The organism is Hydrogenophaga sp. L99, assembly GCF_058731905.1.
Map to the genome: position 1 here is coordinate 2,136,024 of NZ_CM178972.1, position 21,394 is coordinate 2,157,417.

Below are 21,394 nucleotides of genomic sequence, written 5' to 3' on the forward strand. Positions count from 1 at the left end.
GGAGCGTGGGGGCTACTGGCTTGCGCTGTTGATCCAGGCCTGCCGTGCCACCGCGTCCAGCGCCTGTTCCACCACGCCATGGTCGGCCACCACGCGCAGGCGGTCTTGGTCCAGCAGCCGCTCCAGCCCGCGCCGCGTCATGGAAAGCGACCGGCCATCTGCACCCGTGAACAAAAACATGGTGCCGTGTGGGCTGGCCCAAGTGATCTGGCAGCGCATCGCCTGGCCGTCCTGCATCACATCCACCCAGGTCCCGACCGGCAAGGCCTGGGCGCTCTGGGGCTTCATCTCGGCCTTGATGTCGGCCCAGTCGCGCTGCATGGGCTGCGTGTCAACGAACGCCGGCTGGGTGTCCATGGCCATGTCGTCCAGGAAACCCGTGTCGCGTGCTTCGTCGGGTTGCATCCAGGGCTCGGGCTCCACGTCAAACTGCCGGCTCGGCAGGACATCGGCCGCTGCGTCGCTGCGCTGCGTTTTGTAGGCGGCCTCGTGCAGGCCCATCAGCGCCTGAAAGAAGGCCTCGGTTTGTTCACGCGGGTAATCGATGGAGTCCAGTCCTTCGCGCAAGGTGCGCAGCACGCCCGGAATGACTTTGATCAGCCGCGGCCGGTTGCGGCTGGCCAATGTAAGCTGGCTGGACCACAACAGGTCGGGCAGGATGTCGGTGTAGCGAAGCGCGGGCGACTCCGTCGGCGACAGCACGCTCGCCGGGTCCTGAGACTCCACGGCTTCCATGCGGGCCGGAGCCACCACCTGGGCCCATGGGCCGCTCAAAAAACGCCGCACCACACCGGGGGCGCGGTCGTAGTCGTTGCGCGCCGTGAATTCGGCCAGCACCCGCTCAGCCAGCAGATTGCGTTGCTCCACCCGCACCAGCGTCTGGACCGCCAGTCCCCGCGCCTGCGCCTGCGCTGGCGCCAGTGCGTTGCGCTGGGATCGGTTCAAGTTTGATAGCAGCGCGGGGAAGCGGCTGGCCAAATCAGGACCCGGTGCTTGCAGCGCCCTAACAATGCCCTGCACCTCGGTGGCAAACGCCGCATAGCCTGGGTCCTGCTCACTGGTGAACGCCAGACTGCGCTCGGTCACGGTGTCCAGCAAACGCCGGGCAGGGTTGTTGCGGTCGGCGAAAAAACGGGGATCGCTGCGGGCCAGTTGCAGCAGAGCGGGCTTCATGCCGGCCAGCAGCTCACGCAGCGGCGCAAGCAGGCGGCTGTCTTCAGCAATTCCGCGCAGCATCAGCGTCACCACCTCGGCCGCCAGCGTGCGCACCATGCCGTTGCCGGTACTGGCCGCCACCGGGTCGCCCGGGTCGTGGTTGCTTTGCTCCAGGTTGCCCACCAGCAGCTGGTGCAGGTGGTCCAGCGTCAGCAAGGCACCGCTACCCAGCACCGAAGCAGACGGCACAGCGTCGGTGCGCCCTGGGACTGCGGTACCTGCACCCGGGGGAAAGCGACTTTCTGGCGCCTGGATCACGTTGTAACCCGCGGGCACAATGCCCCAGCTGTCCAGCAAGATGGTCAGGTGGGTGTACATGCCGTGCAGTTCGTGGCCCAGGGCCACAGCACCCGTTTGCAACCAGCGTGCGCGCACAGCGGGGTCGACATGCAGCCCATTGAGCGCGTCCATCAGGGCCGCGACCACCGCTTCGGTGCGCAGCGGATTGGCTTCCGGGCGCACGCGTTGCAAGCCCTGGGCGCGGCTCATGCGGGCGTTCAGCGCCACCAGGGCTTCGTCGGCCGACATCTTGATGACCTGCTGCACCCGGGCAGAGTCCACCGTTTCCTGCAACTGCTCGTCACCCATGAGCTCCAGCTCGTCAAAGCTCATTGAGCGCGCGGTCCGCGCAGGCGCACTGGCCGCGCTGTGGGCAGCGTCAAGAGACGCGGCAAAGGCTTCAATAAACCGCACCGCGATCAGTTCGCGGTGACTTTCGAGCTGCACGCGGGCTTGCACCAGCAGCTGCTTTTCGTGCAGGTGGCTCACCGCCCCTTCACGCTGCTGCAGGGTTTCATGCAATTTTGACAACCAGCGCGGCACCCACTCGCGCATGTGCGCAAGGGCCTCTGTCAGACAGGCTTCAAAAGCCTGTGGGTTGCTGGGTTCCATGCCGCCAGATGTCTTTCTGCCCCGTGGGGAATAGGTGTCCGATGCAGGCCATTATGGCCAGACGGGACCACCCCAAAGGCATGGAATGGGCATGGAAATGCCCGCTATTTCAGGGCTTTTCAAGCAAGGCTTGCCAGCCTGCAGCACCCAGATCCCGCAGCGTCTGCAGGTTGCGCTCCACGATCTGCTCGGCGTCACCCGCATCAGACGCCACAGCGCGTTCCACGCTGTCTTCGCGCAGCAGGTGCAGCGTGGGGTAAGGCGCGCGGTTGGTGCAGTTGGTCACGTCGTCCGGCGTGGTGCCTTCAAACTGAAACTGCGGGTGGAAACTGGCCACCTGGATGATGCCGTCCAGCTCGTGCTCGGCCACCACGTCGTCCACCACGTTCTGGAAATCGTTGAACACCTCAAAGTCCGGGAACAGCGTGGGGTGGACCAGCAGCGTGGTGTCGATCTCATCGGCCGGCGTGGCCTGCAACAGGTCCAGCTCCCGGTCCAGCTCGTCCAGAAAAGCATCCAGGTGCCGCGCCGAACTCACCACGATGCGCACCTGGTTTTTCACATAAACCGATCGCGCAAAAGGACACAGGTTCAAGCCAATCACGGCCTTCTCGATCCAGTGGCGGGTGTCAGCCACAACTTGCTCGTCGGTCATCAGAAATAGCGTCCATCGAAAGAAGGGGAGTCAAACCAAGAATGCCGCGGGTCCGGCTCCGCCGGCCCGCAGGCATTGCCCCCCAGTGGGGGGTGACGCGCCGCAGGCGCGGCGCGGGGGGCGTCCTTCACCCCAACGCTTTGTAGCGGAAGCGCTTGGGCTTGGCGCCCTCTTCGCCCAGGCGCTTCTTCTTGTCGGCTTCGTATTCCTGGTAGTTGCCGTTGAAAAACACCCACTGGCTGTCGCCTTCGGCGGCCAGAATGTGGGTGGCAATGCGGTCCAGGAACCAGCGGTCGTGGCTGATGACCAGCGCGCAACCGGCGAATTCGAGCAGCGCGTCTTCCAGGGCGCGCAGGGTTTCCACGTCCAGGTCGTTCGAGGGTTCGTCCAGCAGCAGCACGTTGCCGCCTTCGGCCAGGGTCTTGGCCAGGTGCAAGCGCCCGCGTTCACCGCCCGAGAGGCTGCCCACGCGTTTTTGCTGGTCGCCGCCCGAGAAGTTGAAACGCCCGCAATACGCGCGGCTGGGCATCTGGAACTTGCCCACGGTGATCATGTCCAGACCGCCCGAGATGTCTTCCCACACGGTCTTTTCGTTCGCCAGGTCGTCACGGCTCTGGTCCACCACAGCCATTTTCACGGTCTGGCCGATCTTCACTTCGCCACTGTCGGGTTGCTCTTTGCCCGAGATCAGCTTGAACAGCGTGGACTTGCCAGCGCCGTTGGGGCCAATGATGCCGACGATGGCACCCGCAGGAATCTGGAAGCTCAGGTTGTCGATCAGCAAACGATCGCCAAAGCTCTTGGAAACGTTCTTGAATTCGAACACCTCGTTGCCCAGGCGCTCGGCCACGGGAATGAAGATTTCGTTGGTCTCGTTGCGCTTCTGGTAATCGACATCGCTCAGCTCTTCAAAGCGCGCCAGGCGGGCCTTGCTCTTGGCCTGGCGGCCCTTGGGGTTCTGGCGCACCCACTCCAGTTCCTTCTTCATGGCCTTGGTGCGCGCGTCTTCGGTGCGCTGCTCCTGCTCCAGGCGGGCTTCTTTCTGCTCCAGCCAGGTGGAGTAGTTGCCCTTGTAGGGAATGCCGTGGCCACGGTCGAGTTCCAGAATCCACTCGGCCGCGTTGTCCAGGAAGTAGCGGTCGTGGGTGATGGCCACCACAGTGCCCGGGAAACGCTTCAAGAACTGTTCCAGCCACTCCACCGATTCGGCGTCCAAGTGGTTGGTGGGTTCATCGAGCAGCAGCATGTCGGGCTTGGACAGCAGCATGCAGCACAGCGCCACGCGGCGCTTTTCACCGCCCGAGAGCAAACCGACCTTGGCTTCCCAGGGCGGCAGGCGCAGCGCGTCGGCGGCAATTTCCAGCTGGTGCTCGCTGTCGGTACCGGCGGTCGAAATGATCGCTTCAAGCTGAGCCTGTTCGGCGGCCAGGGCGTCAAAGTCGGCGTCTTCTTCGGCGTAGGCTGCGTACACCTCGTCCAGACGTTTTTGCGCAGCGCGCACGCCGCTCATGCTGGCCTCAACGGCTTCACGCACGGTTTGCTCGGGGTCCAGCTTGGGTTCCTGGGGCAGGTAGCCAATGCGGATGCCCGGCATGGGAATCGCTTCGCCTTCGATTTCCTTGTCGATGCCGGCCATGATTTTCAGCAGCGTGGACTTGCCCGAACCGTTGGTGCCGAGCACGCCGATCTTGGCGCCGGGGAAGAAAGAAAGCGAGATGTCTTTGAGAATCTGGCGTTTGGGCGGCACGATTTTGCCGACCTTGTTCATGGAAAAGACGTATTGAGCCATTGCTGTGTTTGCCTGAGAAATGTGCGGCCCGAATGGGCGCTGAACCCAAGATTATCCCAGCATGCGACAATATGGGTTGTTGAGCACTTCAGTTGGCTCAACACCAGCCCTTTGCTGGGGTGCTTGCCAACCACTGGCTGCCACCAAACTCTTGAATCCATCTGCCCCAGACTGGCCAGGCGCTGCTCCTCACACGGAACCGGCAACTGGAGTGGCCGATGCCCCCAGCGCCCTGGACGGGCGCCTCATCAAGCAATGAACTTCGACGATCTGAATCTGGCTCCGGCCATTGTGCAAGCTGTGCGCGAGCACGGCTACGAAACCCCCACCCCCATCCAGGCCGAGGCGATTCCCGCCGTGTTGGCCGGGCGAGACCTACTCGGTGGCGCCCAGACGGGCACCGGCAAAACCGCCGCCTTCACCTTGCCCATGTTGCACCGCCTACAAGCGGGCGAACGCGCCAAGAACCGCTTCGGCGGCGTGGCCATCCGGGCGCTGGTGCTCACCCCCACCCGCGAACTCGCGGCCCAGGTCGAAGAGTCGGCGCGCGTCTACGGCAAACACCTCTCGCTGACCTCCACCGTCATTTTTGGCGGCGTGGGCATGAACCCGCAGATCAACGCCATGAAGCGTGGCGTGGATATTTTGGTGGCGACACCCGGCCGTCTGCTGGATCTTCAGCAACAGGGTTTCCTCGACCTGTCTGGCGTGCAGATGCTGGTGCTGGACGAAGCCGACCGCATGCTCGACATGGGCTTCATCCACGACGTGAAGAAAATCCTGGCCCTGGTGCCGAAGGAAAAGCAGAGCCTGCTGTTCTCTGCCACCTTCAGCGACGAAATTCGCGACCTGGCCAACAACCTGCTCAAAGACCCGCTGAGTATCCAGGTGACCCCGCGCAACACCACGGTGCAGCGCATCACCCAGGTGATCCACCCGGTGGGCCGCGGCAAGAAAAAAGCCTTGCTGGTGCACATCATCAACGAGCACAACTGGAGCCAGGTACTGGTGTTCACCCGCACCAAATTTGGCGCCAACAACGTGGCCGAGTTCCTGACCAAAAACGGCATCCAGGCCATGGCGCTGCACGGCAACAAGAGCCAGGGTGCCCGCACCCAGGCGCTGGCCGGCTTCAAGAGCGGCGATATCCGCGCCCTGGTGGCGACCGACATCGCGGCGCGCGGCATCGACATCGACGAGCTGCCGCACGTCGTGAACTACGAAATCCCGAACGTCAGCGAAGACTATGTGCACCGCATCGGCCGCACGGGTCGCGCGGGCAAGAGCGGTGAAGCCGTCAACCTGGTGAGCCTGGACGAAGAAGGCTTCATGATGGACATCGAGCGCTTCACCAAGCAGCAGATTCCGGTGCAGATCTTCCCCGAATTCATGCCCGAGCCGGGTGAGAAGGCAGAGCCCATTGCCATGGGTCGCCAGACCATCTGGGGTGGCGCCGGCAAGCCGCCGAGCCGCGACGTGATGGCCGCGGCCGCCAAGGCCGCGCGCACGGAAATGCTGCAGCGCGTGCGTGAGAAAAAAGCAAGCGACGCACCGCAAGGCGCCCGCGGGAATGGTGGCGGCAATGGCGGTGGCCAGCGCCAGCGCCCTGCCGGCGACGGCGGCCAAGCCGAAGGCCAGCGCAGCGAAGCACGCCGCCCACAGGGTGGTGGCCAGCGCCCACAAGGCAACGGCGGCGGTGGCAACGGCCAACCACGCAACGCCGCAGGCAACCGGGGCGGTGCACAAGGCCAGCGCCCACCGCGCCAGGCCCAGGGCGACCGCATGGACCGGGGTGACCGCCCCGACCGCGGCGACCGTGGCCCAGCCCGCGGTGAAGGCGGCGCCGAGCGCCAGCCCGGCCCCAACGCCCACCTGGGCAGCTTGCGCATTCGCGAGCCGCGTCCACGCGCAGCAGCCCCTGGCGGCCAGCCCGATCCCCTGCGCACCAGCATCGACTCGTTGGGCAGCCGGGGTGCGCGCAACAACCGCTCGGGCCAGGGCCAAGGCCGTGGCGGCCCAGGCCGCAACAACGACGCACCGCGTGGCGGCCCAGCCGATCCACTGAGGACCAACTACGGCCGGATTCGGTAACTGGTTCCCCCCGCGCCGCCTGCGGCGTCACCCCCTCAAGGGGGCAACACCTGCGGCCGGGCAGAGCCCGTTCCGCGGTGTTCTGGGTGGGGCACTGCGCTCCGCCCCTTGGGCTACATTGGGTCCATGAAAACCGACCCTTCTCTTGAGCCCGCAATTTCCAACAGCGCCCCGTCTGCCCTGGCTGCAAACGGGGCGTTGCCGCATCTGCCGCCACGCTTTGCCACCCTCATGGTCGCCACGGCGAATGTGTTGAACCTGGCGCAGCCGGGGCGGCATTTTTACGACGGGCAAGACCCTTACAGCCAGACCGAGTTTGAGCGCAAAGTCAGCTGGCTGGGCGAGCGCATCAAGGTGCTCAATGCCGACGTGCTGGCGGTGCAAGAGGTCTGGGACGAGGTGGCCCTGCGCGCTGCCATTGCGCGCAGCGGGCTTCAATACAGCGCTGTGAGCGTGCCCGGCGCCGAAAACGGACCCCGCCAACATGGCGCCCAAGGCACGCCCCGTGTGGGCATCGTCACGCGGCTGAAGGTTGAGTCGATCGAATCCCTGGTCGACTTTCCCGCCGCCGCTGTGGTGGATGTGCCGGGCCTGGGCGCGCACACGCGCTTTGAGCGCCCGCCCCTGCTGGCCACGCTGCGCATGAAACACGGCCAGCCGGTGGCCATCATCACCGCGCACCTCAAGTCCAAACGGCCCAAGTTTTTGCAGGACGCCGGCGGCCAGCCCCTGGAAGACCCCGCGGACCCGGCGGTGCAGGCGGTGGCCTCGCTGCGTTCGCTCATCATGCGGGCCAGCGAAGCGCTGGCGCTGCGCCTGAAAGTGGTGGAACTGCTGCACCGCACGCGCCTGCCGTTGGTGCTGATGGGTGACTTGAACGACAGCCCGCACAGCGCCACCACGCAATTGATCGCGGCCACCTCGCAGACGGCCTACGACAAGGGCGCGCGCGACCACGCGCTCTACAGCGCATGGGACGTGCAAGGCGAGGCCGCGCTGCGCCGCGACGTGGCGTATTCCCACATCCACCAGGGCTACCCGGAAGTGCTGGATCAGGTGCTGGTGAGCGAAGAGTTTGTGGCCACCAGCCGCGCCGCTATCGGCGACGTGCGGCGCGTAGAGGTGTTCAACGACCACCTGTTTGAAGGCCGAGACCGCAGCCGCAGCGACCACGGTTTTGTGCGCGCGCTGCTGCGCGTGCGCTTGCCCGAACCCTCGGCGGGCTGATCAGCCCCGCACAAACAGCGTCACCAGCGGCTCATCGCCCACCTGGCGGCTCCAGTGGCCGTGCACGGCCGGGTCAAACGTGGCGCCTTCGGGCAAGGTGTCGGCGGAATAGAAGTGCGCCCCAGGGCCAAAGATGCGCGAACTGCCGTCTTGCAGCCCAATTTCCATCTGCCCTTGCAACACAAACAACCACTGCGGCGCGCCGGTGCAATGAAACTGGCTGCGAAAACCCACCGGGCTTTGCCGCAGCTGGTAGCCACCCGAAGGCATCAGCGGCGACAGCTGGGCCGCCGGCGTGCCTTCGCTCAAGGCCACGGTTTCGTCGCGAAACTTCGCGCGGCCATCGGTGTCGGTGTACAGCACCACTTTGTTGAAAACGCTCATGGCGGGCTCCTGAAGGGAATTCCCGGTTGTACCAGATGGCTGGCCCGCAACCCACCCGCGCGACCCCACAAACACCAACGGCCGGGTGACTGTTGGGTCAACCGGCCGTTGTGAGCGCCGACACCGTTGCCGGTGCGCGCGCTGCGGAGGTGCGAAACGTTCAGTTCATCGCTTTGGCAGGGTAACGGTTGGGGTACAGCTCATTGAGCTTCTGGCCCGACTCGCCACCGGCCACGATGTTGCCCGTGCGCTGCGCTTCACGCAGCTCGGCACGCACCTGCTCGCGGGTCTTGCCCTGGGCCGTGGCCGTGGCCGCTGGGTAGCGGTGTGGGTACAGCTCGTTGAGCTTCTGGCCGGTTTCGCCATCGGCCACGATGTCACCCGTGCGCTGTGCTTCGCTCAACTCGGAACGCACCTGCTCGCGGGTCTTGCCCTGGGCCGTGGCCGTGGCGGGGTAGCGGTTGGGGTACAGCTCATTGAGTTTTTGGCCGGTTTCGCCATCGGCCACGATGTCACCGCTGCGCTGCGCCGCTTGCAGTTCGGCCTGCACGGTGGCGCGGGTCTTGCCCTGGGCCACGGCGGCGGCTGGGTAGCGGTGCGGGTAGAGCTCGTTGAGCTTCAGGCCAGTTTCGCCGTCGGACACGATGTCACCGGTGCGCTGGGCTTCACGCAGTTCGGCGCGCACCTGTTCGCGGGTTTTCGGGGCGTCGGTGTCGGCGGCCAGGGTTTGTCCGGCAGACAAGGCAGCAACAGCAAGTGTGATGGCGGTGAGATAAGAGCGGTTCATGGTGATTTCCTTGAAGTTGAACGAAAAAAGTAAAGGCATCTGGATCGTGCCAAGACAGCGCCGTTGCGTCTTTTCAGTGCCGTTTCGCTTCATTGCACGGTGTTTCACTGTGTCTCGAACGGGCCACTGGGCCTGTCCGCGCATGGGTTTCTGCCTGGCATCGAAGCGTTAAACGGATGTTTTTCGCTGCGATGGGTGGACTTTAAAGTTTCTATTCAAGAAGAAAAACAGGCCGCTAGCCACTGGTGTGTTGCTGTTTCAGCAATAATTGAACCCTTGAAACCCGATAACCCAGACCTATGGACCGCCTGACTTCGATGCGTGTTTTCCAAAAGGTGATCGATGAAGGCGGCTTTGCCGCTGCCGGGCGCGCCCTGGACATCTCACCCGCCGTGGTCACCCGGCTGGTGGCCGACCTGGAGGACCACCTGGGCACCCGCCTGCTGCACCGCACCACGCGGCGCCTGTCGCTCACCGAGGCGGGGGCCGCCTACCTGGACCGGGTGCGCCAGATCCTGCAAGACGTGGACGAGGCCGACGCCCTGGTGAGCTCACAAACCACCGAACTGGCGGGAGTGCTGCGCATCCTGGCGCCGCCGGTGCTGGCCACCCATGTGCTGGCTCCGCTGGTGGCGGGTTTTCGCCAGGCCTACCCCAAAATCGTGCTGGATATCGAGGTGGCGACCTACCGCGAGCCGCCCATTGAAGACTTCGACCTCACCCTAATTGGCGCTGACGCATCGTTTGACGCCAACGTGATCGCGCGGCGCATCAACGTGACCGAAGCGATTTTGGTGGCAGCGCCGAGCTACCTGGCGCGCCAGCCAGCACCGCAGACGCCGAAAGACTTGCTACACCATGCCTGCCTGCGGATCAAGCCCGAGGGCCTGGGCAAGCGGCCCTGGACCCTATTTCGCTCGGACCGCCCCGAAGACAAGGCCGAACTGGATGTGCAACCGGTGCTGTGGGCCAACCACACCGACACCTTGCTGGTGGCCACCCTGGGCGGAGCCGGCATTTCAGCCACGCCGGTCGAGCTGGCCGCACCGCACCTGGCCAGTGGCGCCTTGGTGCGGGTGCTCAGCCCCTGGATTGCCGGGCGGTTCACGCTGTACGCCGCGCTGCCCAGCCGCAAGTTCATGCCGCAGCGAACCCGCGTTTTTCTGGACTATTTGGGCCTGGAGACGCAGCGCTCGGTGCTGCTCGCGCTCGCCGCCTGCGAAGCCTGCTGACGCATCGGTCTGCCGCGCCGTCTCCAAGGCGCTCCGCCGCTCATGCCACGCAGGCGGGTTGCCAGCGCTCCAGCAGTGCCTTCAGGGCATCCCCGCGCACCGGTCGGTTCAACGCACCCACCGACTGCAGGCCGTAGGCCTCGGCCAGCGTGGTGGCCATCTCCAGCACCCGGTGGTCGGTGCTGCTGACCATGGCCAGCGCACCTTCAAACTGCCGCCGCGCCAGTTCTTGCACCAGCTCAACACCGTCCATTTGCGGCATGTTCAGGTCGATCAGCAACAGCAGTGAACGGGTGCTGGCGCCGCTCAGGTGTTCCAGCAAGGCCGCGCCATTGGCGAAGGTTTGCACCGGCACACTGACCAGCCCTTGCAACAGATCTTGGAGCTGCGCGAGGTGCTGGCTGTCGTCGTCCACACACAAGATGCGGGGTTCGCCGGCGGTTCCGGTGTCGGCAGCATCGGCAAAATAGGGTTTCAGCACACCCATGCCCGGACGCAGCTGCCCGGCCAGCGCCGTGAGTTCCTTGGGTCGCCCGGTGCGCCAGGCCAGCTCCATGCGGTCAAACACATCGCCCAGGGCCACCGCCCCCACCGCCCGAGAAGACGATTTCAGCCGGTGCCCCACCAGGCCCGCCCCAGGCCAGTCTTGCCGCGACAGGGCGGCCTCCACTTCGGCGATTCCGGCTTCCAGGTTGGCCATGAACTGCAGTTGCAAGCTCTTGATGGTCTCGGCATCGTTGCCCACCAGGCGAGCCAGGGCACCACCGTCCACCCCGTCGCGCGGCGCGGGCGCAGGGGTTCGACACGCTACGGGTGGGCTGCTGCTCGAAGGCATCCAGTGCTCCAGCAGGGCCCGCAAATCGTTCAGCGCCACCGGCTTGCTGATGTACCCGTCCATACCCACGGCCAGACATCGCTCGGAATCGCTGCGGCTGGCGTTGGCCGTGAGCGCAATGATGGGCAGGCGGTGGTGGGGCAAGGGCCGCGGCACCTCTTCCTGGCGCAGCGCGATGGCCAAAGCGTAGCCGTCCAAGTTCGGCATGAACAGGTCGGTCAGCAACAGGCCATAGCGGTCCGGGCGCTCGCGCCAGCGCTGCAGCGCCGCCTCTCCATCGCCCACCGTTTCCGAGGCAAAGCCCAACACCTCCAGCTGCCGCTGGATCACTTTTTGGTTGACCTCGTTGTCGTCGGCCACCAGCACCAAACGCCCCTGAATGGCGGCCAGCTCCGGGTCCACGGGCGCCTGCTCAGGTAGGGCGCACAACTCCGCGGCAACGCCGGGCTCACACGAACCTTGCCGCGCCAGCAGCGCCACGGCATCGAGCAGCGTGCGCACATGCAGGCCGTCCATGTTCAGGTGAATTTTGTGGGCCAGTGGGACCGGTGCCGCTGGCGGCGCACCGCGCTGCACCACCAACAGCGGGTGCTGCGCCAGTTGCTGCGCCCATGCGGCATCGCTGGCCACCAGGCTTTCGGCAACCAACACCACAGGGGACTCGGCAGGGCGCGGGGCGAGCAACCCCGGCGATGCCGTGCCGCCCCGCTCCACCTGGGCTCCGGCGGCGCTCAGATAGCTGGCCCAGTCGCTGGCCAGCGCCTCATCGTGCAGCAGCAGGTGCACCGTCACACCAGCCAGTTCGGGCATGGGCACCGCCGCAGGCGCATCAAAAACCGGGTGCAGCGGCAGATCGACCGTGAACACCGTGCCCTTGCCCGCCTCGCTCTGCAGCGACATCGTGCCCCCCATGGCCTGCACCAGGCGCTGGCTGATCACCAGCCCCAGCCCCGTGCCCCCGTATTGCCGGTTGGTGGCCAGGTCGCCCTGCACAAAGGCATGAAACACGCGCTGCTGCACCTCGGCCGACATGCCAATGCCGTTGTCGGCCACCACCAGCCGCAGGCTGTTGGGCGCCGCCTGCGTCAGCCGCAGCGACACCCGCCCGGTGTGTTCCAGCCCCGCCGAAAACTTGATGCTGTTGCCCACCAGGTTGATGATGATCTGGCGCAGCCGGGCGCTGTCGCCCAGCACCTGGGGCGGCAGCTGCGGGTCGACAAAGGCGCGCAGCTGCACCTGCCGCATCGAGGCCATGGGCTGAAGGATGTCGCAGGCTTTCTCCACCACCTGCAGCAGCTCCATGGGCTGAGACTCCAGGGTCAGGCGCCCGGCCTCTATTTTGGAAAAATCGAGGATGTCTTCAATCAACCTAAGCAGCGCCTGGCCCGACTCCAGAATGGTCTCGGCCATGTCGTGCTGCTGGGGCGACAAGCGGGTCTGCAGCAGCACCTCGGACAGCCCGATCACGCCGTTCATGGGCGTGCGGATCTCGTGGCTCATGGCCGCCAGAAAGGCGCTCTTGGCGGCGCTGGCGTTTTCCGCCGACTGGCGGGCACGGTCCAGCTCCTGGGTGCGCTGGTCCACCAGATCGTCGAGCTGTGTCCGGTAGCGGTCAAGGTCTTCGCCCATGCGGCGTTTTTCGGTGATGTCCTCTTTGACCGCCAGGTAGTGGGTCACCGCGCCGTCGGGCGAGCGCACCGGCGAGATCACCGCGAACTCGATGTAGAGCGAGCCGTCTTTGCGCCGGTTGTTCAGAAAACCGCGCCACACCTTGCCGGCGGTCAGTGCGCCCCACAGCTTGCGGTAGCGCGAATTGGGCGTCAGCCCCGACTGCAGGATGCGCGAGTTTTGGCCCAGCAACTCCTCAAGGGCATAGCCCGACGACTGAATGGCGGCCCGGTTCACGTATTCGATGTTGGCGGCCAGGTCGGTGATGACGATGGCCTCTGAAGCCTGCTCGGCTGCCAGCGAGAGCTTGCGCAGCATGCTGACCTCGGCCCTGCGCTGGCTCATATCGCGCAGCACCAGAATCTGCCGGCCGTCGTCAAACGCGCGGGTCGTCACTTCAACGTGGCGCACTTGCCCATCGGGGTGCCGGTAAGGCCACTCCATGGCGCCAGACGCCTGCAAGTCGCCCAGCGCCGGGGCAGCATCGGCCAGCCCCCAGCGCAACTCGGCCAACGGGCGGTGCATGAGCGCGGCGCGCGCAAACCCCAGCAGGCGTTCAGCTTCCGGGTTCACATCCACCACGCGCTGCTGCGCGTCCACCATCAGCACGCCGTCAGGCAGCTGCATGAACAGCAGGTCGCGGTAGGTCTGGGCTTCGATCCGGTCGGTGATGTCCAGCATCACCCCTTGCACCACCGGTGCGACGCCTTCAAAGGGGTGCAAGATGCAAACGGCGTCTTGAAAGTGGCGCCAGGCACCAGCTGCGTTGCGCAAGCGGTAAGTCAGCTCAAACGGCCGCCCTGCAGCCACCCCGCGGGCCAGCGCGCCCAACGTTCGGTCGCGGTCTTGCGGGTGCAGGGCCTGCACCCAGGCCTGCGGGTTCGCTTGCCATTCCTCGGGCGTAAAGCCCAGTTCCTGCACCCGCGGGCTCACATGCAGGGTGGTGCTGGCGTCGTCCATGGCGGCGCGGTACACGATGCCGGGCGACTGCTCGGCCAGCTGGCGAAAAGCCTGCTCGCTTTCGCGCACACGGTCTTGCTCGCTGCGTCCAACCAACACGTTTTCGACCGCATGCGCCAGGTCCACTAGCAGCGCGCGTTCGTCGGCGCTCATGGTGCGGGGGTGTGCGTCCATCACGCACAGCGTGCCCACGCGGCGGCCGTCTACCTGCAGCGCCGTGGCAGCCAGAAAACGCACGTGCGGCTCAGACACCACCAACGGGCTGTCGGCCAGCAGAGGGTCCAGGGTGGCGTCAGACACCACCAGCACCCCGTGGCCCTGCAGCGCCCGCGCACAAAAGGACAGCTCGGCGCCCGACAAAGGCCACTCGGCGCCACACACGGTGTGCACCGTTTGGGTGTGGTCGTCACCCAGGCAAATCACCGCCATGGCGCAATGGCAGGCATGGGCGGCCACACGGGCAAGGTCGTTCAGGGCGTGATCGGACGCGGCATCCAATCGGGCGCTGGAGCGCAATGGCTGCAGCCGAGACAGTTCGTCGGCTGGCAGAAAGGGAGATGGCATGAAAAAGTGGGTCGGCAAAAGCGCAAGGCACCCGAAACACGCGGCGGCGCGACGGGTGTGAATGAAGAAAGAAACGCAGTCCCGGGACTTTGAAGGCTACCGGCCCACAGCGATGTAGGGAATTCTGGACAAACCGTGTGGCCGACACCACCCCACCGTGCGTTTATTCACGCCACCACGCAATCTACAGGGCGTCACACCTCATCGGCACTGATGAGACCCTCGCGAATCGCGAGGCGAACCAGCGCCGGCACGTCGGCCACATCCAGTTTCGCCATCAGCCGGCCGCGGTAAGAGTCGACCGTTTTGGACGACAAGTGCAACAGCTCACCGATGGCTGCGCTGGAGCGCCCCCGCACCACCAGCGTGATGATCTGGCGCTCGCGGGCCGAGAGCTGCGCCAGACCCCCGGTGGCCTCGGCCTGCAGGCGGCCCAGCGTGGCCAGCGCCTGCACCCCGGGGCCCAGGTAGCTGGCAGCACGGGCGGCGCCAGCCACCGCGGCCAACACCTCGGCCGCCGGAGACCCTTTGAGCACATAACCCACCGCACCCAGCCGCAAGGCCTCGGCCACATGCAGTGGCTGGCTGGACATGGTCAGCACAATGGTGCGCACCGCGCTGTGGCGCTTGTCCAGCTGCTCCAGCAACTCCAGGCCCGAGCGCTCGCCCAGGTGCAAGTCCAGCAGCAACACACTGGGCGCCAGGCGCTGGATGTCGGCCAGCGCGGTGGTGATGTCGTCCGACTCACCCAGCACGCGGTGCCCCCCATGCTCCAGCACCACGCGCAGACCATCGCGCATGAGCGCGTGGTCGTCCACGATGTAGATGTCGCTCATGGCTCCACCAGCTCCAGCGTCAACGCCACCACGGTGCCGCCTTGCGCACCGCGCTCGACCACCAGGCGCGCGCCAATGGCCGCAGCCCGCTCCCGCATCCCCACCATACCCAGGTGCCCCGGGCGCCCTTGCAGGCTGGCGGGCTCCAGGCCCACACCGTCGTCTTCAATGCGCAGGCTCAGGTGGCCCGGGTCACCGTCCAGCGCCACCCGGATGCATGTGCCCTGGGCATGGCGCAGCGCGTTGCCAATGGCCTCGCGGGCAATCATGAAACTGGCGTATTCCACGGCATCGGGCCAGCGCAGGCCGCGCACCGCAGACCCCAGCTCCAGCGCCACCCGCAAGCCGAGGTCTTGCGCGGGTGACAGGCGCAGTTCGTTGTCCAGCGCAGCGGCCAGGCCCTGGTCCTCCAGCAGCGGGGGCCGCATGTCACGCAGCACATGGCGCACCTCGGCAATGGCGCCGTCCAGCAAGGCCGACACCTGGCTCAAGGGATTGCGGGTCGGTAGGGCGCTGTCAACCACCGCGGCCTGCGCCATCGCCACGTCGAGGTACAGCCGGGCACTGCCCAGTTGCTGGCCCAGTTGGTCGTGCAGCGCCTGGCCAATGCGCCGTGCGGTCTCGCGTTCCTGGGCCATCAGCTGCATCGACAGCTTGGACAAGGCGTTTTGCGACTGCAACAGCGCCTGCTCGGACCGTTTGCGCTCCGAGATGTCGGTGATGTAGACCGACACACCCTCATCAGACGGGAACAAGCGCACCTCCAGCCACAAGCCCCAGGGCGGGTACCAGTCTTCAGCCACCGTGAGCTGCCCGGTTTCGAGGGCGCTCCAGTAAGCGGCCTCAAAAGCGGTGCCCACCGCTTCGGGAAACACGTCCCACAACACTTGGCCCAGCATCTCGCCGGGCGACACACGCCCCGCCAGCAGCGCCACCTTGTTGTTGACATACACCAGGCGCTGGTCGGTGTCGGTGGACATGAACGCGTCGGTGATGCGGCTGAGCACAGCCTGAAGCCGCTGGTGCGCAGCATCGCGTTCGCGCGCCACCCGGTTGCGTTCCATCACATCCTGCGCCAGCACCAGGCGCGCCGGGCGGCCTTCAAAATCAATCTCGCTGGTCAGTATTTCCACCTCCAGCAAACCGCCGTCTTTGGTGCGGTGGGTCCACACGCCCACGTTGAAAATTTCACGCGGGCGGGACTGTTCAATGCCAGCCAACAGCTGTCGCAAGGCGGGCACGCTGTCCGGCGGCCGGATGTTCTCTATCGTCATGCCCAAAAACTCGGACCGTTCATAACCATAGCGCGCCATGGCAGCCTCGTTCACCGCCAAAAAACGCAGGCTGGCACGGTCAAACACCCACATGGGGTGCGGGTTGGCCTCGAAAAGCAGCCGGTACCCGCGTTCGCTGCTTTCCAGCTGACGCTGAGCAGCCACCGTGGCGGTGATGTCGCGCGTGAGGCCAAACAGGCCCGTGACGCCGTTTGCACCGTGCAATGGGCCTTTGGTAGACAGACAAATGCGCTGACCCTGCCGGGTGTCCAGCACCTCCTGAAAGGTCTGCGTGCTGTCCTGCGCCATCACCCGGCGGTCGTTGGCCTGTATGGCCTGCACCTGCTCTGGCGGAAACAAGGCGCGGTCGTCGCGCCCCAGCACGCTGTCGGCCGCCTGCCCGGTCCAGCGCGCGGCCTCGCGGTTGAACAACAGGTAGCGCCCTTCCAGGTCTTTGGCAAAAATCGCCTCGCCCGAACCGTCGGCCACGGCGCTGAGCAGCGCTGCTGTATGGGCCTCACGCCGCAGCGCGGCGGTTTCCAGGGCCGCGGCACGCTGCATCTGGCTGTGCAGGCGCCGCAGCAACACATACAAAAACGCCGTGGTGACGCCCACAAAAAGCCAGCCCTTCCAGGTCTGAGCCCAAAGATGCCAGCTGTGGTCATGAAACAGCAGGTCCACCGCCCGGTCTGACAGCCAGATCCAGAGAAACGCCGCCAGGGCGTAAGCCACGACCACACGGCGAAAGGGACGGAAGGAAGGGGTGCTCATGGGCTGGGAATGCGTCGGTAGGGTGGGCCGTTCGTTGATTGTGCAGGCAGGAAAAACGGGGGCAACCACCACCGGGCAGCCCGGCAACCCATTTTCAAGTCATTCGGCAGACAGGGTGCGCCCTGGATCGTTACAAATGCACAGCAAAAAGGGGATATTTCCCGGCTATGGGAAAAGGTGATGCCATCAGAATGGCTGCAGTCGCACCCGCGCGCTGCACCACCGTCATGCCAGGAGTTGAACCGTGAAAGGTGTCGTATTCACCGAATTTTTGGACATGGTCGAAGACCGCTTCTCGGCAGAGATGGTGGACCACATCATTGTCGACTCGGACTTGCCGTCAGGTGGCGCCTACACCGCCGTCGGCACTTACCCCCACAGCGAAATGGTGTCCATGGTGGTGGCCCTGTCGCAGCGCTCCGGCGTGGCCGTGCGCGATTTGTTGCTCACATTCGGCCAACACCTGTTTAGCCGGTTTGCGCGCGGCTATCCGGGATTTTTCACCCACCAGACCAACGCTTTTGACTTTCTCGCAGGCATTGAGGATGTGATCCATGCCGAAGTGCGCAAGCTCTACCCCGACGCTCAGTTGCCCCGCTTCACGGTAGAGGAGCACACCCCCCAACGCCTTATTTTGGTGTACGACTCGCCGCGCCATTTTGAAGACCTGGCCGAGGGGCTCATGCGGGGCTGCATGGCCCATTTTGGCGAACGCGCCGACCTGTCACGCAGCGCCTTGCAAGAAAACGGTGTGCAGCGCGAGCGCTTTGTGCTCACCCGCACCACCTGACACGCCCATGACCGACGAAAGCGAAAGGCTCACCCGCGCCCTGGCACGCGAACGCACCGCCCGCAAAGAGGCTGAGCGTCTGCTTGAAGAAAAAAGCCTGGCGCTTTACCACACCAACCAGTCCTTGCAGCAACTGGCCGCGGGCCTGGAGCAGCAGGTGGCCGAACGCACCGCCGAGCTGCAAGGGGCGCTGGAGCGCGCCGAAGCTTCAGCCCGATCCAAAAGCGATTTTCTGGCCATGATGAGCCACGAGATTCGCACGCCCATGAACGGCATTCTGGGCATGTCGCAGCTGCTGGAAATGACCCAGCTCGACACCGAGCAGCGCGCCTACCTGAGCACCGTGCGCAGCAGCGGGGACGCCTTGCTGGCGCTCATCAACGACATTCTGGATTTTTCCAAGATCGATGCGGGCAAGCTGGAACTGGAGTCCAAAAGCTTTGACCTGCAACGCGCGCTGGACAACACCCTGGCCCCGTTTCGCCCCCAGATCAGCGACAAAGGGCTGACGCTGCACACCACGTTTGACCCCGCGCTGCCCGCCACCGTCATGGGTGACCGCAACCGGCTGCGTCAAATTGTGTCCAACCTGCTGTCCAACGCGATCAAGTTCACCAGCCAGGGGGCCGTGCACGTGGCGGTGAAACTGCTGCAAACCCATGCCGACGGTGTGCGCCTGGGTTTTTCGGTGCGAGACAGTGGCATCGGCATACCGGCCGACCGCATGGACCGCCTGTTTCAGGCGTTTTCGCAGGTGGACTCGTCCACCACGCGGCGTTTTGGCGGCACCGGCCTGGGGCTGGTGATCTGCGCGCGGCTGTGCGAAGCCATGGGCGGCAGCATCAGCGTGCACAGCCGCGCGGGCGAGGGCTCCACCTTTGAGTTTTCTGTGTTTCTGGGCCACGGCGCCCGGGCGCTGGACACCGCGCCGTCGCCCCTGCTGCCCATGGAGGCGAGCAACGCCCAACACCGCGTGCTGGTCGTGGACGACGATTTCATCAACCGCACGCTGGCGGTGGCCATGCTGGGCAAACTGGGCTTGGTGGCCGATGCCGCCAAAGACGGCCACGAGTCGGTGGCGATGGTGTCGGCCAACGACTACAGCATTGTCCTGATGGACATGCAGATGCCGGGTATGGACGGCGTAGAAGCCACCCAAGCCATTCGCTTGCTGGCCCTGCCGCGCCAGCCCTACATCATTGCGCTCACGGCCAACGCGTTTGAGAGCGACCGCGAGCGCTGCCTGCAAGCGGGGATGGACGACTTTTTGAGCAAACCCTTTCGCCTCAACGCGTTGCGCGAAAAACTGGTGACCCTGCGGCTCCCAGCCTGAAGTGACACGTCAGACCACCCGGTCTTCGGAATGCCCTCAAAATAGCGCCATGAGATTCCTACACACCATGCTGCGCGTGGGCAACCTGCAGCGCTCCATCGACTTCTACACCCAGGTCCTGGGCATGCAATTGCTGCGCACCTCTGAAAACCCGGAGTACAAATACTCGCTGGCATTTCTGGGCTTCGACGGCGGCAACCCCGGCCAGGCCGAGATTGAACTGACCTACAACTGGGGCACCGAAAGCTACGACATGGGCACCGCCTACGGCCACATTGCGCTGGGCGTGCCCGACGCCTACGCCGCCTGCGAAAAGATCAAGGCGGCGGGCGGCAACGTGACCCGTGACGCGGGTCCGGTGAAAGGTGGCAGCACCGTCATCGCGTTTGTGACCGACCCGGACGGCTACAAGATCGAATTAATACAAAGAGAATCAACTACTTACGACGACAGACGCCAGTCGGACGCCAAAAACATCGATCCGCTACGCAGTGCGTAGCAGTTAAGCAACAGAAGCCCGCGCAAGCGGGCGCGCATCCGGTGGTGGAAGACCGCGCAGGACGCTCCACCGCGAATGCGAGCATGCCCGCTCCCAGCTTCGCGAATCCGCAGTCGCATAGCGAGGGACGCCACGTCAACGCGAGAAGAGGTCGCGAATCCTCTCGAATGGAAGGCCGGTTTCCGCCGCACGTCGAACCTTCCGGTCGATCGCGAGGTTGAGCGGCAGTTCTCGGTCAAGCGCGTCGAAGAGATCGAGACCGTCCATGCAGACGACGCGCTTGCCGCGTCCGAAGGCGATCAAGCCGTCTTCGGTAAAGCCGCTGTTGCTGACGAACAGGCCTCGTGCCCACGCGGCCTTCTGCTCCAGCTTTCCTTGGAATGCATGAAGGTCGGCAGCGCTGGTCTTCGCCGATTCCCACTTCGCTTCGAGCAGATAGGTCTCGCCCTGCAAGACGAAGCTGCCGTCGATCTGCTCGCCCTTGTTCCTAAACGGTTCGCGGGCCTCCAACCCATAGAAGTTGAAGGCGTCGCGCAGCCAGACCTCGAACGCATAGCCTCGCGGGTGCGGCTCCATCGAGGAGAGATCAATCAGCCGTTGCTTCAACGCGAGAATCTTCGGCAGGTCGAAGGCGGCCTTGGGCGGCTCGCCAGCGGGAGCCGCATCGGGCTTGCCCTGCATGCGATTCAAAAGCGAGAAGAATCGCCCCTCCGCGTTCGGGACCCACTCCTCGCGCTCGCGATGCTTCCGAATCCCCTCGCGGTAGTCCCACAAGGTCTGCAGCGTCTTGACCGAAGTGGGCACGTCGACCTTGTTCAAGTAGCACCGAAGTCGTTTGGCCTTCGAGGTGCCATGTTCTCGGTAGGTATCGTCGTAGATGTCGACGTTCAGTTCTTCTGCGAAGAACCGGGCCATGCTGTTGTCGGAGAAGTCGAGGACGTAACCGCCGTTCATCTCGAACAAGTCGTCGAGAAACTTTATGTCCAGCGATCGAATATTCGGCATCTAGGCAGCCCCCTTGAGCTTGAAAAGGAATTCGCCCAGCTTTGCCAGAGCGCCGATCGGGGCGATCAGGTTGCCTAGTGCAGACAACGCGGAAACATTGCCTTCGGCGTTCAGGCGCCTGATGGCGTCGCCTACATACAGTTCAAGCTCGGCGACGACAAGAACGGGGTCTGTGGTCTGCTCGTCGATGCGGTAGATCGAAACGTCCTCGATGTCCTCCCCATGCACGCGAAAGAACACCATGCAGGGCGGCACCGCTTGATCCTCAACCCCCAGCGCCTCCATGAACGTTTTGTTGAAGCTACCCCAGTGGGCTTCGATCGCACGGTCATGCAGATAGAAGAGCGTGATGTCTTTGCCAGTCTTCTCATGCAGAAGCCGGAAGCCTTGGGCGTCACTCAGGGCGCGACGCACGACGCCATTGGTCATGTCGTAGAAGACGAAAGCAAAGGCCCTGGCTCGCCCTTCATGCAGATGTTCTTGGCAGATCGCCTCGAACCTATTGATGAAGGCGGTGTAGCCCATGCCGATCCCACGGTCGCCTTCCTGCATTTGGATTGGGTGCATGTCTCCTCCTTTTGATCGAAC

At 64.8% G+C, this 21,394-nt stretch carries 16 protein-coding genes; 6 read left to right on the forward strand and 10 right to left on the reverse strand.

The annotated features are described in order from the left end of the window. Positions 1-12: 12 nt before the first annotated feature. The 3 genes from AC4QBL_RS10215 to ettA all read right to left on the reverse strand — a co-directional run bounded on the left by AC4QBL_RS10215 (position 13) and on the right by ettA (position 4,550). On the reverse strand, positions 13-2,106 hold the full coding sequence (locus tag AC4QBL_RS10215) for a DUF1631 family protein (protein WP_472907094.1): 2,094 nt from the start codon (positions 2,104-2,106) through the stop codon (positions 13-15). Between the two features lie 109 nt (positions 2,107-2,215). Next, positions 2,216-2,761, reverse strand: coding sequence for a DUF1415 domain-containing protein (locus AC4QBL_RS10220; protein WP_472907093.1), 546 nt, complete (start codon positions 2,759-2,761; stop codon positions 2,216-2,218). A 127-nt stretch (positions 2,762-2,888) separates the two neighbouring features. Then, positions 2,889-4,550: an energy-dependent translational throttle protein EttA gene (ettA, locus tag AC4QBL_RS10225; protein ID WP_305336463.1), complete on the reverse strand. Its 1,662-nt coding sequence runs from the start codon at positions 4,548-4,550 to the stop codon at positions 2,889-2,891. A 255-nt stretch (positions 4,551-4,805) separates the two neighbouring features. Here ettA and AC4QBL_RS10230 point away from each other — a divergent pair, with 255 nt between their 5' ends. Both AC4QBL_RS10230 and AC4QBL_RS10235 read left to right on the forward strand, forming a co-directional pair. Then, positions 4,806-6,641 carry a DEAD/DEAH box helicase gene (locus AC4QBL_RS10230; RefSeq protein WP_472907092.1) on the forward strand — a complete coding sequence of 612 codons (1,836 nt, stop codon included), beginning with the start codon at positions 4,806-4,808 and terminating at the stop codon, positions 6,639-6,641. A 231-nt stretch (positions 6,642-6,872) separates the two neighbouring features. Continuing rightward, positions 6,873-7,868: an endonuclease/exonuclease/phosphatase family protein gene (locus AC4QBL_RS10235; protein ID WP_472907171.1), complete on the forward strand. Its 996-nt coding sequence runs from the start codon at positions 6,873-6,875 to the stop codon at positions 7,866-7,868. On the opposite strand, the gene AC4QBL_RS10240 is transcribed toward AC4QBL_RS10235, so the two are convergent. Both AC4QBL_RS10240 and AC4QBL_RS10245 read right to left on the reverse strand, forming a co-directional pair. Then, positions 7,869-8,252, reverse strand: coding sequence for a cupin domain-containing protein (locus tag AC4QBL_RS10240; RefSeq protein WP_472907091.1), 384 nt, complete (start codon positions 8,250-8,252; stop codon positions 7,869-7,871). A gap of 160 nt (positions 8,253-8,412) precedes the next feature. Continuing rightward, on the reverse strand, positions 8,413-9,039 hold the full coding sequence (locus tag AC4QBL_RS10245) for a DUF4148 domain-containing protein (protein ID WP_472907090.1): 627 nt from the start codon (positions 9,037-9,039) through the stop codon (positions 8,413-8,415). 317 nt (positions 9,040-9,356) lie between these two features. On the opposite strand from AC4QBL_RS10245, the gene AC4QBL_RS10250 reads away from it, so the two are divergent. Continuing rightward, positions 9,357-10,271 carry a LysR family transcriptional regulator gene (locus AC4QBL_RS10250; RefSeq protein ID WP_472899845.1) on the forward strand — a complete coding sequence of 305 codons (915 nt, stop codon included), beginning with the start codon at positions 9,357-9,359 and terminating at the stop codon, positions 10,269-10,271. 40 nt (positions 10,272-10,311) lie between these two features. On the opposite strand, the gene AC4QBL_RS10255 is transcribed toward AC4QBL_RS10250, so the two are convergent. The 3 genes from AC4QBL_RS10255 to AC4QBL_RS10265 form a co-directional block, all read right to left on the reverse strand. Continuing rightward, the gene (locus AC4QBL_RS10255) at positions 10,312-14,298 is read right to left on the reverse strand and encodes a PAS domain S-box protein (RefSeq protein WP_472907089.1); all 3,987 of its coding nucleotides are present in this window, start codon (positions 14,296-14,298) and stop codon (positions 10,312-10,314) included. Between the two features lie 194 nt (positions 14,299-14,492). After that, on the reverse strand, positions 14,493-15,134 hold the full coding sequence (locus AC4QBL_RS10260) for a response regulator (protein ID WP_472907088.1): 642 nt from the start codon (positions 15,132-15,134) through the stop codon (positions 14,493-14,495). Beyond that, the gene (locus AC4QBL_RS10265) at positions 15,131-17,179 is read right to left on the reverse strand and encodes a PAS domain-containing sensor histidine kinase (RefSeq protein WP_472907087.1); all 2,049 of its coding nucleotides are present in this window, start codon (positions 17,177-17,179) and stop codon (positions 15,131-15,133) included. Before AC4QBL_RS10265 ends, AC4QBL_RS10260 begins: the two co-directional genes overlap by 4 nt. Before the next feature lie 244 nt (positions 17,180-17,423). Here AC4QBL_RS10265 and AC4QBL_RS10270 point away from each other — a divergent pair, with 244 nt between their 5' ends. From AC4QBL_RS10270 to gloA, 3 genes are read left to right on the forward strand one after another with little or no spacing between them, the layout of a single operon-like run. Further along, positions 17,424-17,969: a heme NO-binding domain-containing protein gene (locus AC4QBL_RS10270; RefSeq protein WP_472907086.1), complete on the forward strand. Its 546-nt coding sequence runs from the start codon at positions 17,424-17,426 to the stop codon at positions 17,967-17,969. A 7-nt stretch (positions 17,970-17,976) separates the two neighbouring features. Beyond that, positions 17,977-19,302 (forward strand): ATP-binding protein, encoded by a 1,326-nt coding sequence (locus AC4QBL_RS10275; protein WP_472899850.1) that lies wholly within the window; start codon positions 17,977-17,979, stop codon positions 19,300-19,302. Positions 19,303-19,351: 49 nt separating this feature from the next. Beyond that, a complete protein-coding gene (gene gloA, locus AC4QBL_RS10280) occupies positions 19,352-19,801 on the forward strand; it encodes a lactoylglutathione lyase (RefSeq protein WP_472907085.1) in 450 nt (149 codons plus the stop codon). A 135-nt stretch (positions 19,802-19,936) separates the two neighbouring features. Here gloA and AC4QBL_RS10285 read toward each other — a convergent pair whose 3' ends face one another. Both AC4QBL_RS10285 and AC4QBL_RS10290 read right to left on the reverse strand, forming a co-directional pair. After that, entirely contained in the window at positions 19,937-20,806 is an 870-nt protein-coding gene (locus AC4QBL_RS10285; protein ID WP_066084269.1) for a restriction endonuclease, read from the reverse strand. After that, positions 20,807-21,373, reverse strand: coding sequence for a hypothetical protein (locus AC4QBL_RS10290; RefSeq protein WP_472907084.1), 567 nt, complete (start codon positions 21,371-21,373; stop codon positions 20,807-20,809). Positions 21,374-21,394: the final 21 nt, after the last annotated feature.

Bases quoted from the DNA above. Each gene is read 5' to 3' on its own strand.
- AC4QBL_RS10215 (WP_472907094.1), bottom strand. From the start codon at position 2,106: ATGGAACCCAGCAACCCACAGGCTTTTGAAGCCTGTCTGACAGAGGCC.
- AC4QBL_RS10220 (WP_472907093.1), bottom strand. From the start codon at position 2,761: ATGACCGACGAGCAAGTTGTGGCTGACACCCGCCACTGGATCGAGAAG.
- ettA (WP_305336463.1), bottom strand. From the start codon at position 4,550: ATGGCTCAATACGTCTTTTCCATGAACAAGGTCGGCAAAATCGTGCCG.
- AC4QBL_RS10230 (WP_472907092.1), top strand. From the start codon at position 4,806: ATGAACTTCGACGATCTGAATCTGGCTCCGGCCATTGTGCAAGCTGTG.
- AC4QBL_RS10235 (WP_472907171.1), top strand. From the start codon at position 6,873: ATGGTCGCCACGGCGAATGTGTTGAACCTGGCGCAGCCGGGGCGGCAT.
- AC4QBL_RS10240 (WP_472907091.1), bottom strand. From the start codon at position 8,252: ATGAGCGTTTTCAACAAAGTGGTGCTGTACACCGACACCGATGGCCGC.
- AC4QBL_RS10245 (WP_472907090.1), bottom strand. From the start codon at position 9,039: ATGAACCGCTCTTATCTCACCGCCATCACACTTGCTGTTGCTGCCTTG.
- AC4QBL_RS10250 (WP_472899845.1), top strand. From the start codon at position 9,357: ATGCGTGTTTTCCAAAAGGTGATCGATGAAGGCGGCTTTGCCGCTGCC.
- AC4QBL_RS10255 (WP_472907089.1), bottom strand. From the start codon at position 14,298: ATGCCATCTCCCTTTCTGCCAGCCGACGAACTGTCTCGGCTGCAGCCA.
- AC4QBL_RS10260 (WP_472907088.1), bottom strand. From the start codon at position 15,134: ATGAGCGACATCTACATCGTGGACGACCACGCGCTCATGCGCGATGGT.
- AC4QBL_RS10265 (WP_472907087.1), bottom strand. From the start codon at position 17,179: ATGAGCACCCCTTCCTTCCGTCCCTTTCGCCGTGTGGTCGTGGCTTAC.
- AC4QBL_RS10275 (WP_472899850.1), top strand. From the start codon at position 17,977: ATGACCGACGAAAGCGAAAGGCTCACCCGCGCCCTGGCACGCGAACGC.
- gloA (WP_472907085.1), top strand. From the start codon at position 19,352: ATGAGATTCCTACACACCATGCTGCGCGTGGGCAACCTGCAGCGCTCC.
- AC4QBL_RS10285 (WP_066084269.1), bottom strand. From the start codon at position 20,806: ATGCCGAATATTCGATCGCTGGACATAAAGTTTCTCGACGACTTGTTC.
- AC4QBL_RS10290 (WP_472907084.1), bottom strand. From the start codon at position 21,373: ATGCACCCAATCCAAATGCAGGAAGGCGACCGTGGGATCGGCATGGGC.